Genomic DNA, 13,905 nt, shown 5'->3' with positions numbered 1-13,905 from the left:
AGCAAAATGAATGTGAGGTTTCTATGAAAGATAAAATAAAAGACTTCTTAAAGAAGAAGGGCATCTTTTTATTGCTAAGTTTTTTGATTCCCTTAGCAGTAATGGGTGTTGTATATGCATTAAATGACATTTATTTAGGCAGTGACCGAATGATTTTGGCGAGTGACAGTTACTCCCAATACTCTAATTTTCATGCCAGCTTCAATAGTATGTTGCGAGGAGAACAGAGTATCTTTTATACGTGGTATGGCTCTCTTGGGCTTAACTACTGGTCTTTTTCCGCCTATTATCTGAACAGCCTTTTCACCCCGCTGGTTCTCTTTTTTGATAATAACGCGATGGCGGATGCGATATATGTCATTACGTTAATTAAGTTTGGTTGTATCGGCGTCTCTTTTTGGGTGTTTGCGAATCATACATTTAAGAAAATGGGCTCATGGTATCAGCTTTCTTTTAGTGTTGCCTATGCCTTGATGGGGTATGCTGTTGCTTATTCAGAAGTAATTATGTGGTTGGACACATTTGTTTATCTTCCCTTGATTATTCTGGGGATTCATCGAGTGATGGACGAGCGTAAACCGATGATTTTGTTTGTTGGTTATCTTGCGTTGTTTTTATCTAATTTCTATATGGCATTTATGGTAGGGTTATTTTCATTTATGTATTTCTGGCTGCGCCTATTTACGGATACTAAACGATACAAAAAAAGCATTCTTTGCTATTTAAGTACGTCGTTATTAGCCGGTGGTGCATCGATGCTGACCATTCTTCCTACTATTTTTGATTTGACGAATAACGGTGAAGGCTTAGATGCGCTCAATAGCTTTTGGACCAGGGATACAGGTATCTGGGATTTTATTGTCAAAAACATGGTGGCCGTTTACGACACGAGTAAGTATGGCAGTGCTCCGTTTATTTACATCGGACTAGTTCCGCTGCTGTTTGCAATCTATTATTTTTCAACGAAGAAGGTACCGCTGCGCAATAAGCTATTATACGGCATTCTATTACTGGTGTTGGTGGCAAGTGTGTACATTGATCCCTTGAATCTTTTGTGGCATGGGCTGCATTCCCCAAACATGTTTTTGTTTCGTTTCAGCTTTCTATTCTCCTTTATGATTATTTTGCTGGGGGGATATGGCTTCGAACGGTTCGGAAAAGAAGACACGAATCAATTGGTAAACATTATTTTGGTATTGGGTGGGTTGTTTCTGGCCGCAGTTCTGTTTTCGAACAAGAAGCGTTATGACTATATTACTGATTTTTCTTTATATGTGACAGTCGGATTCTTAGTATTGATTCTAGTGTTGCTTTTACTTCGAAGTAAAGGATATTTAAACAAGCTGCTGCCGATTCTGTTTTTATTCTTAATGGTGGCAGAAGCAGGTATTAATGCGGATGCATTAATTATAGGAATTGGAACAGAGTGGGGCTATCCTACCGATTCTGCGTTCGATTACAATGAGCGCTCTAAGGAAATTCGTACGCTGGTAAATGAAACGAAAGAGCAGAACGATCATTTTTTCCGACTGGAAAATTTGGATCGGCTAACCTTGAATGACAGCTTTAGGTTTGGCTATAGCGGTGTCTCGATGTTTTCATCCATCAGGAATAGGCATTCTTCTGCTTATTTGAATAATTTAGGCTACCGATCGCTAGGGAGTAATCTGAATATTAAGTATGAGAATAATACACTACTGATGGACTCGCTTTTGGGAATCAAATACAATCTTTCCAAAACTGACATTATGAAGTTTGGTTATGAGAAGGTTGGTGAGCAAGGGGCGTATTCCTTGTATGAAAATAAGTATGCTTTGCCTCTTGGGGTACTGACGGATGATGAAATATTTGAAACAGATGCAATCAAGAGTCAGGTCGGCTTGTTTAACTATCTATCTGAAGAGGAAGAAGAGATGACTCGGGCGGTTGAAGCGCGTCAGGTCACAACAGAGAATATTACAGAAGCTGTATCTGGTAATCAAGTGACCTATACAGGAACCAGCATGACTGAGCCTAAAAAAATTGTTTGGGAGGTCTTTGTGCCTGCAAAGCAGCAAGCATACCTTAGCATGTATCCTTCCACCTTCAGTTACATGGAGGATTGTACAGTAGAGTGGACGGTGAATGGTGTTACGCGTTCGTCTCCGTTGTCCTCCACAGGGCAGTATTATAACCTGGGCTATTATGAAGAAGGAACAACGGTTTCGGTGACAGTTAATTTCACGGGAACTAGAATCGTTAATCTGTTCAAGCCTGATGTATTGCTGATTGATACGCAAAAGTTTGAGCGAGCAGTTGAAAAAATTAATCAAAAGGGCATTGCACTTGAGGTTTCGGGACGAAAAGCGAAAGCGGAAGTTGCGCTTGAAAAGGAGCAGGTGTTGTTTACGACGATTCCATATGATGCCGGTTGGAAAGCGTATATTGATGGAAAAAAAGTGGAAATGCCTAATTTGAATAAAGCGTTTCTTACGTTGAGTATTCCTAAAGGCGCACATACGATTGAATTTGTCTTTTTACCACAGGGCTTTATGCTTGGTGCGATTCTATTTGTTGGGTGTATCGTGCTGTTTCTCGGTTACAATGGCTGGCTGTATTCTAAAAAAGGAGGGCACGTGATGCGTAAAAAGCAAATCATGTATTTTATGACAATAATCTTACTGGTTTTATCTGGTTGTGAGGCGAAGCTTTCGGATAAGGCAGAAACCTTTGACGGTGATTCTTCTGTCTATCAATTTCAACTACCCAGCACGTGGGAAAAGCGCGCAGAGGCTGACTACCAAGCGGAGTTTGGGTCTCGTGCAGTCTTTGCTGCAGTAGATAAGCAAAGCAACTCACAGATGTTTGTACAGGTTTCACCTAAAGAAACACTGGACATGACAGATTTCGGCGATGCAACAAGAGAAAATCTGCAAAAAATATATGGCTACTCTAATTTAGAAGATATTTATATGACAGATTACGAAGTGAATGGCAATCAAGTTTATAAATATACGCTAAATGGCTATTATAAAGATGAAAGTGTGTGGGTCCATTCTTATTATGTACTCACAGAAAATGAAGTTTTGGAGTTTGTTTTCTACTCTGCAGATGACAACAGATACGAGGATCGCGTAAAAATCATTGATCAGTCTGTAGATACGGTAGAACGGAAAGAAGAAAAAACGGGTTCGGCAACAAGTGATTCTGCTGCTGAAACAACACAGGAATCAAGTGAAATTCCGGAAACAGCTGTTGAAAACGAGCAGCTGAGCTTTAATGTCACTGGCTATCGAAAAATCACGATAGAGGATCAGGCATATCTGGCTGTTCGGTTTAGTATATTGAATAATGGTGATGAAGCGTTGAAGCCGAAAATTTGGTACGACAAAGTAAATGTTAAGCAAGGAGATTCCGTTTTGAAGCAAGCGGATTTTCCAGACAATGATGAAGCTGGAAATCTAAAGGTCTTGGCAGAAGATAATAATAAATCCTTGGCAAAAGGAGAAAGCAGTGCCGGACTGGCGTTCTATTCTCTTCTTTCCGATAAAGAGGATACGGTCTACGTAGAGTTTCTTGAATCGGAATTTGAACAGCGAGAGCCTATTGGGTTTGACCTGAGCACGTTCGACTAAAAGGTGGTAAGAGGATGAATAGTATAAAAAAAACGCTGATAATTCTTTTTGGGCTGCTGCTTGTGGCATCAGGCTGTTCGGAAAAGGATAAGGAAGAGGAGCGAAATGATCTTTCGAAATCGGATCAAGCATTGCTTGCGACAGTAAAAAGAGAAAGGAAATTTTCGGATTATCGTTTGCAGAATGTTGGGAAAGAAGAAGCGGAAGTCGCTGTAAAAGACAAGCTGCAACTGGAAATTCCTGAATTTGTGGAAAATATACAGGAGATAAGCTTGGGCCATCTCGAAGAAAATGAGGCTTTGGCGGTGGATTCTACCTTCTACTCTGTTTCCTCACAATCGCTGGAAGCGGCATATACTGTATCGACCGTTATGCGAGACAAGGAGAATTTATATCCCATCTATAGTATTAGTCAAATCGATTACAGCTACCATCCGGATAAAGAAGTCGCCTATATCGAGATGTATAAGATGGAGATTATAAATAGTGAATCAACGGGAACCTACAATGGTGGTGAGCTGCAGGAGTATCTTTTGGCACTAGGGAAAGCAGCTGAAATTGCCGAAGAAGATATTGCCGGAGAAATAGAATTATTAGCGGCGAAATCAAACGAAGAACTAAAGAACCAATATGTTGTGCTATACGATACCTTTGGGAAAGCGGAAGAAAAAGGATCGCTAGGTAAGCGTCTAAGGATTGCTTACGGAGAGAGTGGTATTCCTGTTAAGATACAACTCTATGTAAAAGATTATCATTATTGATTGAACAATGAATGCTTGAGAAGAAGGCTGCTTCTATCTCAGGCATTTTTTATTTTTGATAATGGGAAAATTGATTTAGCTTGGCACCGGCAATACCAATGGGGGATATATGTAGTCGATTTGGCCTTTTAGATTGTGAGGCGGGTTGGTGCCGAGGGAGGTGATAAAGAAATATTTAGCTAAATGCTTGCATTGGAATGGTGAAATTTGGCTAGTACTTCTTGTTGATTAAGAGTGTTGGATGATTTCTTGTCATATGTTATTTTTATGTTAATAATGTTATTTATATATATTTATAGATATAATGAAATCTTTTTCCTTTCAATTGTGTTACGTTGATTTATAAGGGTTTTTATTGTATTTTGTGATAGAAATAATTTACCGACTTATCATTGTTTTTATTTTTTTAGAAAAACCGTGATAAAACTAGTGTTATTTATTGTGGTAATATATAGATGTAAAGAAAATACTCGTTTTTTGAAAGGATGAATGTTAATGAAGAAAAGAAGTCTTGCAGGGGTACTGGCTCTTGGTTTTGCCGGTGCGATGTTTATAGGAGCAAGTGATGCTTCGGCAGCACAAGTACTAACAGGGGATGTCGATTTAAAAGGGGCGGACTCTACAATTGTTGTGGAGAACGGTGTTAGTTTGCTAAAAACAAAAAGTGCTACGTATGAGCTGACAGAAGACAGCATGATCTACAGCTCTAAAACGTTGAAATTAACGTTGAACAATGCAACGCCGGTAAATATTGATTCTATCTACACGAAGAATCACTTGAAAATTTATGGAAATGGTGAATTAAATGCTGACGCTGATGGCCAATTCGGTATCAATGTAGGTGATGATTTAGTTGTTGATTCTAAGAGTAAAGCAGTAATCAACTCTAAAGGGAATGAAGCCGGTGTACGTACTTCATCACAAATCGAGCAACATGGTGGAACAATCAATGCATACGGAAAACAATATGGTGTTTGGGTGAAGAGTGACGTGCAAACTTATACTGGTGCTGTACTGAATGCGAACTCAGAAGAAAAATTCGGTGTATATGCCGGAGAAGATGTTTTTGTACGTTCAGGTTCAAAACTAACTGCTGAAGGTGAATTAGCTGGGATTTTCACTGGCGAATTAATCAAAGCAGACCATGAAGGCAGTGAGATTACTGGTATTTCACGTAACTTCAACAGTGGTTATGCAGCGTTGCATAACTCGACAACATTGCGCGCTAGATGTGGTGGTGTCGTTCGTGAAGTTTACCAAAACCCGACAATTGTTGTAGATAAAAAAGAAGGTATCAAAGTTGAAGATATCACGCAAGTTGGCTGGCATTTGAAAAATGCTAAAAACTATACTTGGACTTCTGATCCTGCCGGATTAGTTGAGTTGAACAATGGCAGACTGTACAGTAAAGATGGAGCGCCAATTAACATGACTGTAACTGGTACTCGTAAAACTGGTTTCTATGCAATTGTAAACAAATACGTGAAAGAAGAATCTGTATGGTTGACATACAATGGTTCTCATCAAGTTGTATTTGAAGGTGTGAAAACTGCTAACGAAGTAACTATTACAGTAAACTATAAGCTGGATACAGATGGTGATGGCGAATATGATAAGACTGAGCCAAAAGAATTTAAGTATGAGCCGGGTGCAACAGTTTCAATCGATGAGTTGAAAGCAAACCATCCATTTGCAGGCGATGCAAGCTTTGTTTCAGGTAGTCAAACAACAGACTTCTCTGCGGACGAAGACATGACAATTGACTTCTACTACGAAGGCGACGCGTAATAAAACGGAAGAATCAAAAAAAACCGGAATCGGCAAATTTGCTGATTTCGGTTTTTTCGACTTTTTCAAAACCGAAATTATTTGTTTATTTTATTATTTTTATATTTTTCCTAATCGTGATTTTTTGTTTTAAATTGAACATCATTATTGATTTAAAGTAATTTAATAGTTACTATTTTATCAGTAATTTTTTCTGCGTGATAAAAAGATGATAAAACGAAGGTTATTTATTGTGATAATATTTAAGGTGTGAGTTAGAAATATTTGTTTTTTATGAAAGGATGGACAGAATGAAAAAGAGACACATTGCAAGCGTAATGGCGTTAGGGATTTTCGGAACACTTTTCTTGGGAAGCCAAGAATCCTCTGCCGAAGTATTGAAAGGTTCTATTGATTTAAAGGGTGGAACAACGACAATCGTTACAGAGAACGGGGTTAATGTATTAAAGAAAGGGAAAAAGTCTTACGAGCTGACAGAAGAAACAGTTATCTATAGTTCTTGTGCGCTTACAGTGAATTTGAATAATACTGTACCTGTCAATATTGATTCAATTTACACTAAAAGCAGTCTGTATGTAAACGGCAATGGTGAGTTAAACGCAGATACAAAACAAGGTCAATTCGGTATCAATGTTGGCGGATACTTCAAACCTTTCTATTCCAGTGGTAAAGGAAAAATCACAGCAAAAGGAAATGAAGCCGGTATTCGTGTGCACAATGAAATTCGTATGAAGGCCGGTACGGTTGAAGCCTACGGAACGAACTATGGTATTTGGTGTAATAACGATATCAAGCCTTTCTTAAGCTCAGTTCTTAAAGGAACTGCAACACAAGGAACAGGTATCTGGGCGTACCGCGATATCTATGCGTGGACTGGAGCAACAGTTGTCGGTGAAGGGAAAGTTTCTGGTGCCCGTTCGGCGATTGCTCATATCCAAGCAGAAGGAAAAGGCAGCTCAATCACTGGTATCTCCAACGATATCAACAGTGGAATCGCTGCGTTGCAAGCTGACAAAAAAATGCTTCGTGCATACTGCGGTGCAGTTGTTCGTGAAGAATACAGAAAACCGACATTTGAAATCAGTTTCGATACACCGGTATTTGTAACAGACTACAAATCAGTAAAACGTAATATGAACACTATGAAGAACTATTCTTGGACTTCTGAACCTGGCGGGGTTTACTTGAACAATCAAGGCGGACTATTAGCTGATCCTGCACAAGGCGCTCCATCTTCAATGAGAGTAGTTGGAACACGTCAAACAAAAAACTGTTGTGTTGTTAACTACGGCGTAAAATGTGAGCCGACACAATTGAAATATGCTGGTGTTCATCAAGTAATCTTCTCAGAAGCACCAACAGCCTTCAATGTAACAATCACAGTAAACTATTGGATTGATGTTGATGGTTCCGGAGACTACCAGCTGCAAACAAAAGAAATCGAGTACGCTGTTGGAGAAACAGTTTCTATTGAAGAGCTGAAAGCAAATCATCCATTTGCAGGCGATGCAAGCTTTGTAACTGGCAGCCATACAGCAGATTTCGAAGCAACGGAAGATGCAACACTCGACTTCTACTATGAAGGCGATGCAGCATTGAAAAAATAGAGTTGATAAAAAAGACTGGATAACTTTCCAGTCTTTTTTTCTGCGACCATATTTTATCTAATAGATAAGCTATGCTGAAAAGGCTGAAAGAAGCAGCCTTTTTTATTTTGAAACTATCTTTTACTAATTGGAAAGGGATACAAGACTTTGGTCGAGTAAGAAATACATCTCAAGTACCATGACAAATAATCGGTGTTACTTCAAAATGAAAGATGTGGAAAAAATGTTAGTAAAAGTGATGGAGGGAAAAGATGTCTGTAATTGAAGCTAGAAATCTAAAAAAGAGCTACGGGCGCAATGAAACAAGATTTGATGCCTTGAAAGGAATTGACATACAAATTGAAAAAGGAGAATCTGTTGCCATTATCGGTAAAAGCGGATCGGGAAAGTCTACCTTGATGCATATCTTGGCATTGCTGGATAAACCAAGCTCAGGTGAAGTTTTATTAAATAATAAGAGCGTCAGCAATATAGGAACAAAAGAATTGAACCGAATGAGAAACGAGCAGTTCGGGTTTGTATTTCAACAGTTTTTTATGAATCCTAAAGACAGCGTATTGAACAATGTCATGCTGCCCTTAAAAATTGCAGGGATTTCCGGCAGACAGCGAAAAGAAATGGCTCTGAAAGCATTAAAGTCTGTGGAGCTGGAAACGAAAATCAACAACAAGGCCAATGATTTGTCTGGTGGGCAAAAACAACGGGTCTGTATTGCCAGAGCGTTGGTGAATAATCCGGAAATCATATTTGCGGATGAACCGACAGGGAATCTTGATTCCAATACTGGGGAAAAAATCGAGAAATTATTATTTGATTTAAATAGAGAACAAGGAATTACGTTGATTATCGTCACGCATGATGAAGAGTTGGCTGCACGTTGTGACCGTCAGATTTATATTAAGGACGGATTGATTGTTAAGGGAGAGGTACTATGAAGATAACAGATATTTTAAAATCAGCAAGCGCCAATTTATGGAGGAATAAAGGAAGAACGATTTTAACGATTATTGCAATCTTCATAGGTGCTTTTACAATCACGTTGACAACAGGTGTCAATATTGGTGTGAATGATTACATTGATAAGCAGATAGGCAGTGTTGGCGGTGAAGACCAGCTAATGATTTCGCCTGGTGCCGATTCAATGGGAATTAACGTTGGCGGTGGAGATGATCCCGTGGAGTACGATGCGGACAAGGGAAGTGCAACAGAAGCAGAGACGTTAACTCAAAAGGATCTTGATAAAATCAAGGATACAGATGGAATCAAATCAGTTAAGCCGTTTCTGATGGTTTCTCCTGATTATATTGAAGGAGAATCTGGAAAGAAATATGAGTTCTCTGTTGCCAGCTCCAGTGATATTACAATCGATTTGGAAGAAGGAAAAGAAGTTAGCACAACCGGCGATGCCTATGAAGTAAACCTGGCTCCGGAATATGTTAAGAGCTTAGGTTATTCCTCTGCTAAAGATGCGTTGAACAAGAAAGTGAAGATTGCGGTGACCTCTCAGGCCACTGGCGAACAGGAAATTGTTGAAGCGACCATTGTAGGTGTTCGTAATGTCAGCTTAGTTCAAAATGGACAGTCAATCATCAGTAACGGTCTGACAGACAAGATTGTTGAAATTGGTGAAAAAGGCTTACCGGAAAATATGAAGAATGTTTATTACATGGCTTTCGCTACAATGGAGAAAGACTATGTAGGTGATACCGATAAAATCAACAAGCTGAAAGAGCGCTTGAGTGATCAGAATTACTCTGCAATGACAGTAGAAGATGAAATCGGGATGATTCGTCAGATAATCAATGCAATCACAGGTGTTCTGACAATGTTTGGTGCCATTGCATTGCTGGCAGCCAGCTTTGGTATCGTCAATACGCTATACATGTCTGTTCAGGATCGGACAAGAGAAATCGGTTTGATGAAAGCCATGGGGATGGGAAGCGGAAAAATCTTCTTATCATTTAGTGTTGAAGCGTTGTTGATTGGTTTCTGGGGCTCTGTTCTGGGAATATTGGGAGCAATGGGCGCAGGAAGTCTGTTGAACGAGTATGCGTTGAAATCCTTCCTTGAGGGTATGACAGGATTTACATTGCTGCAGTTCTCTGTACCATCAATGTTGGTAATTGTTTTAATCATCATGCTGATTGCTTTCCTTGCGGGTACACTTCCAGCAAGAAGAGCAGCGAAGCTGGACCCAATCGAATCATTACGCTACGAATAAAAATTACCGTCAAATCTGTCTCTTTTTTAGAGGCAGATTTTTTTTGCAGATTTGTGAGCATATCTTTTTACTTACTTTTAATAAGCGTATATACTGAAGTAGTAATAGTAATTATTGACTTGTAAATATGAAAGGATGAAATAAACTATGTCAAATTTTGTAAATGAATTGAAAAAACGTCGCTCTATTTATGCTTTAGGAAACAATCTACCACAATCAAAGGATGAAATCACAGCTCTGGTCAAAGAAGTAGTAAAAGAAAGTCCTTCTTCTTTCAACTCACAAACACAACGTGTTGTTTTCTTATTTGGAGATGCACATAAGAAATTGTGGGAAATTACAGGGGAAGCACTAAAACCACTTACTCCACCGGAAGCTTTTCCAAATACACAGGAAAAATTGAAAGGATTTGCGGCCGGTGCCGGTACAATTCTTTTCTTTGAAGATCAAGATATCGTAAAAAATCTGCAAGAACAATTTGCGTTGTATGCTGATAATTTCCCTGTTTGGTCTGAACAAGCAAGCGGTTTGACACAGGCAAACGTATGGACTGCCTTAGCTCAAGAAAACATTGGAGCAAACCTGCAGCATTATAACCCAGTTATTGATGAAGCAGTAGCAAAAGAATGGAGTATTCCAGCTAACTGGAAATTGAGAGCGCAATTGGTGATTGGTTCAATCGAAGCACCAGCTGGCGAAAAAGAATACATGAACGATGCCGATCGTTTCATGGAATTTGAATAAAATAGAATGATGTCCAACTTCCCTGTTGATTCAACATGGATTAGCAGGGAAGTTTTTTGTAGTGATTACTTTGGAGTGTCTTTGTTGTGGTTTGATACTAGATAGACAGATAGTTTGCTGGAATAGAGAAATGCGGATAATTTGAATGTTCTTTTGATTCGTAATAGGCTGAAAATAGAACAGGAAATCAATTAGGGGGGAAAACAGATGTCAGAAAAGAAGCTTAAGAATCCGTTGACTCAATTTTATAAAGGGAACTTTGAACAACAAAAACAGGAGGCACCGGCTTTGCAAAGTCAAATGATACCAGTGCCAGATTGTGGAGAACAGACATATAAGGGCAGTGGAAAGCTTGCGGGAAGAAAGGCCTTGATTACCGGAGGGGATTCAGGTATTGGGCGTGCCGCAGCAATCGCTTATGCGAGAGAAGGCGCAGATGTAGCGATTAACTACTTGCCTTTTGAAGAAGCTGATGCGCAGGAGGTCAAGGCGTGGATTGAACAAGCCGGTCAAAAGGCAGTCTTACTTCCAGGAGATTTGAAGGACGAACAGTTTACACGAAAATTGATTCATGACGCGGCAGAAGCCTTAAATGGATTGGATATCCTTGTGTTAAATGCAGGTATGCAACAGGCCGTGGAGGATATAAAAGAGCTGTCCACACAACAAATTACAGATACATTTACAACCAATATTATCTCAATGTATTGGGCGGTTCAAGAAGCGCTAAGCTATCTGCCGTCAGGAGCAAGTATCATCACCACGACCTCTATTCAAAGCGCCGAACCAAGTGCACATTTACTGGATTACGCAGCAACTAAAGGTGCAATCACAACCTTTAGTAAAGGGCTGGCAGCACAGTTAAGTGACAAAGAAATTCGTGTTAATACTGTAGCGCCGGGACCCATTTGGACACCGCTGCAAATTTGTGGTGGACAGCCTCAGGAGGCAATTCCGGAATTCGGTCAGGATGAACTGATTGGACGTGCGGGACAGCCGATTGAGTTATCCTCTGTCTATGTGTTTCTTGCATCGGAAGAAGCCAGCTACGTAACAGGACAGGTCTATGCTATTACCGGCGGCAGCTTCTTTGCTTAATTAATTGAAAGAAAAGAGGAGATTAGTTATGCCTTGGGACAAAAATGATTACCCAACCTCATTTAAAAACTTTGAACCGCTTCTAAAGAAAAAAGCAATTGAGGTGGGAAATGCGTTACTCGCAGAAGGCTATCCTGAAGACCGTGCAATCCCAATTGCTATTTCACAATCAAAAAAATGGTTGGATACAGCAACGGATTCTGAAAAAAAGGCATTTTCAAAGGAAAGCTATCCAAAGAAAAACGACAAGCATGATGGTGAAAAAATCAATCAGGACCTTTTAGATAATGATGTCTTAGTCTTTTCCAAGGAGGATAAATGGTTTGTACAAACGAAGGGAGCTGAAAAGGCGGCAGCCTCCTTTAAAACAAAAGATGAAGCTATTACAAGAGCAAGAGAAACAGCTGAAAATAAGGAATCCAAAGTCATTGCTTTTAAACAAGGAGAACAGCCTAAATAAGAGGTTTCTGAGGTCTTATAAAAAAGATGGTTAGTCGTTGCTGACCATCTTTTTGCCGTTTTTGGATAAAAGATTATGGTACAATAATAATAAAAAATCCAACGGTACTGAAGACGAATAAGGACAGCTGCTGTGGAAAAGGTGGGCTAAGGAAATGAAAAGCTATCAATGGTATAGCAATCAGTGGGGCGAGCCGACAAGAGATGATCGTCGCCTATTTTTACTTCTTACGATTGGTGTTTTTCAGGCGGGACTAAGCTGGAAGGCTGCTGCGGGGAAAAAAGAAGTTTTTTTGAAAAATTTCTGCAATATGGACGTTCGCCAGGTGGCCGCATTTTTCCCCGATGATATTGAACGGATTACGAAAGATCCTGAGATGATTCGAAACCCTAGAAAAATCAAAGCGGTTGTTCAGAATGCTCGTGCGATTGTTAAGCTCTTGGAAGAGTATGACAGCTTTGCGGACTACTTGTGGGATTTTGTCGGTGGTGTACCGGTTATTAAGCAATACGAAAATTCCGATGAGGTTGGAAACACGCTTCCCGAGGCAACTGTTATTGCCAAAGATATGAAAAAACGAGGATTTAGCTTTGTTGGTCCTGTTGTAACCTGTATGTTCCTGAAAGCTGCTGGAATTATTCAGGATCAAGTGATGCATGATGAGTAAATTAAAACGATAATTATGAGAAAAATTAAATTTTATGTTTATTATTTTATGATTTTTGATATAATTAAAACATCTTGATATGAAAGGGTGTTTTATAGTGAAAAAGAAAGAAAAATTAGGATTGGTTGTTATGGTAGCGATAACATTATCAGCTGTAAGCTTTCTAGCAGGAAGCAGTATGTCAGCAGATGAAAAAAAGGTGTACATTCCCAACGATGAACTGAGAGCGGAAATCATAGAACAAATAAAATGGAATCCTGAGACAGGTGAAGAGGAAATCATTGAAAATGAATTACCGACTGTGGATCTGATGGGGAGATTGGATTCAATTAATATTTCTAATGCAACATCATTGGAAGGTTTGCAATACGCCGAAAACATTCGCTATTTATCTTATTCTCCTAGTGAGAACCAAATAACAGATTTTAGACCGATAGCGGCACTAAAGAATTTAGAGACTTTCAACAGCTATGCTTTTGGCTCGGAAACGCAATACAAGCCATTTGATATTTCAGCACTTAAAGAATTGTCACACTTAAAAAATGTTCACTTAGGTTACTATGCTTCAGTATTTGACTTCAGTCCGCTTGCGGGTTTAGAGAATTTAGAATCCTTTACAGCCGTTGGGTTTGGTACAGTAGAATTTCCTGCCGTTTATGTATCAAGAGCAACAAAGCAGTTGATGATGGAGCATCCTGTTACTTACTCACCTCAGTTTGATGGAGACCGGAGTGTTGAAGGGCAGGCAATGAATGGGGAAGAATACTTGCAGCAAGCGCCGGAGATTTCATTATCTGGTTCAACGGTAACTATCAGCAGCATCGATGAGCAAACAACAAAGATTAATCTCACATTCAGCGGACAATCAACAGATGGTCGTTTTTCTGCAAACACAGATTGTGTTGTGCCGATTGTTTGGTATTAATAAGTATGAGCAAGTAGAAG

At 39.5% G+C, this 13,905-nt stretch carries 11 protein-coding genes; all 11 read left to right on the top strand.

Translation table 11 applies throughout. The features are described from left to right. Positions 1–23 precede the first annotated feature (23 nt). The 11 genes from IW510_RS07245 to IW510_RS07195 all read left to right on the top strand — a co-directional run bounded on the left by IW510_RS07245 (position 24) and on the right by IW510_RS07195 (position 13,885). Complete coding sequence (locus IW510_RS07245; protein ID WP_202058190.1) at positions 24–3,614, top strand: YfhO family protein; 3,591 nt, start codon at positions 24–26, stop codon at positions 3,612–3,614. A 14-nt stretch (positions 3,615–3,628) separates the two neighbouring features. Next, a complete protein-coding gene (locus IW510_RS07240; protein ID WP_202058189.1) occupies positions 3,629–4,375 on the top strand; it encodes a hypothetical protein in 747 nt (248 codons plus the stop codon). 495 nt (positions 4,376–4,870) lie between these two features. After that, positions 4,871–6,163, top strand: a complete 1,293-nt coding sequence (locus IW510_RS07235; RefSeq protein ID WP_202058187.1) for a hypothetical protein — start codon at positions 4,871–4,873, stop codon at positions 6,161–6,163. A 290-nt stretch (positions 6,164–6,453) separates the two neighbouring features. Beyond that, complete coding sequence (locus IW510_RS07230) at positions 6,454–7,770, top strand: hypothetical protein (protein WP_202058185.1); 1,317 nt, start codon at positions 6,454–6,456, stop codon at positions 7,768–7,770. 251 nt (positions 7,771–8,021) lie between these two features. Then, positions 8,022–8,705 (top strand): ABC transporter ATP-binding protein, encoded by a 684-nt coding sequence (locus tag IW510_RS07225; RefSeq protein WP_202058184.1) that lies wholly within the window; start codon positions 8,022–8,024, stop codon positions 8,703–8,705. Further along, complete coding sequence (locus tag IW510_RS07220; protein ID WP_202058182.1) at positions 8,702–9,991, top strand: ABC transporter permease; 1,290 nt, start codon at positions 8,702–8,704, stop codon at positions 9,989–9,991. The genes IW510_RS07225 and IW510_RS07220 overlap by 4 nt, the downstream gene beginning before the upstream one ends. 147 nt (positions 9,992–10,138) lie before the next feature. Beyond that, the gene (locus tag IW510_RS07215) at positions 10,139–10,735 is read left to right on the top strand and encodes a nitroreductase family protein (RefSeq protein ID WP_202058181.1); all 597 of its coding nucleotides are present in this window, start codon (positions 10,139–10,141) and stop codon (positions 10,733–10,735) included. Between the two features lie 207 nt (positions 10,736–10,942). Then, on the top strand, positions 10,943–11,833 hold the full coding sequence (locus IW510_RS07210; protein WP_202058180.1) for an SDR family oxidoreductase: 891 nt from the start codon (positions 10,943–10,945) through the stop codon (positions 11,831–11,833). A 28-nt stretch (positions 11,834–11,861) separates the two neighbouring features. Beyond that, a complete protein-coding gene (locus IW510_RS07205; RefSeq protein WP_202058179.1) occupies positions 11,862–12,293 on the top strand; it encodes a DUF2188 domain-containing protein in 432 nt (143 codons plus the stop codon). 154 nt (positions 12,294–12,447) lie between these two features. After that, positions 12,448–12,960: a DNA-3-methyladenine glycosylase I gene (locus tag IW510_RS07200; RefSeq protein WP_202058178.1), complete on the top strand. Its 513-nt coding sequence runs from the start codon at positions 12,448–12,450 to the stop codon at positions 12,958–12,960. A 97-nt stretch (positions 12,961–13,057) separates the two neighbouring features. Further along, the gene (locus IW510_RS07195) at positions 13,058–13,885 is read left to right on the top strand and encodes a hypothetical protein (protein WP_202058177.1); all 828 of its coding nucleotides are present in this window, start codon (positions 13,058–13,060) and stop codon (positions 13,883–13,885) included. Positions 13,886–13,905: the final 20 nt, after the last annotated feature.

This window comes from Enterococcus sp. BWR-S5 (assembly GCF_016745255.1).
Classification (GTDB): domain Bacteria; phylum Bacillota; class Bacilli; order Lactobacillales; family Enterococcaceae; genus Enterococcus_L.
Note: the sequence above shows the minus strand (reverse complement) of the source record. Positions and strands in the feature narration are given on the sequence as shown.

Bases quoted from the DNA above. Each gene is read 5' to 3' on its own strand.
- IW510_RS07245 (WP_202058190.1), top strand. From the start codon at position 24: ATGAAAGATAAAATAAAAGACTTCTTAAAGAAGAAGGGCATCTTTTTA.
- IW510_RS07240 (WP_202058189.1), top strand. From the start codon at position 3,629: ATGAATAGTATAAAAAAAACGCTGATAATTCTTTTTGGGCTGCTGCTT.
- IW510_RS07235 (WP_202058187.1), top strand. From the start codon at position 4,871: ATGAAGAAAAGAAGTCTTGCAGGGGTACTGGCTCTTGGTTTTGCCGGT.
- IW510_RS07230 (WP_202058185.1), top strand. From the start codon at position 6,454: ATGAAAAAGAGACACATTGCAAGCGTAATGGCGTTAGGGATTTTCGGA.
- IW510_RS07225 (WP_202058184.1), top strand. From the start codon at position 8,022: ATGTCTGTAATTGAAGCTAGAAATCTAAAAAAGAGCTACGGGCGCAAT.
- IW510_RS07220 (WP_202058182.1), top strand. From the start codon at position 8,702: ATGAAGATAACAGATATTTTAAAATCAGCAAGCGCCAATTTATGGAGG.
- IW510_RS07215 (WP_202058181.1), top strand. From the start codon at position 10,139: ATGTCAAATTTTGTAAATGAATTGAAAAAACGTCGCTCTATTTATGCT.
- IW510_RS07210 (WP_202058180.1), top strand. From the start codon at position 10,943: ATGTCAGAAAAGAAGCTTAAGAATCCGTTGACTCAATTTTATAAAGGG.
- IW510_RS07205 (WP_202058179.1), top strand. From the start codon at position 11,862: ATGCCTTGGGACAAAAATGATTACCCAACCTCATTTAAAAACTTTGAA.
- IW510_RS07200 (WP_202058178.1), top strand. From the start codon at position 12,448: ATGAAAAGCTATCAATGGTATAGCAATCAGTGGGGCGAGCCGACAAGA.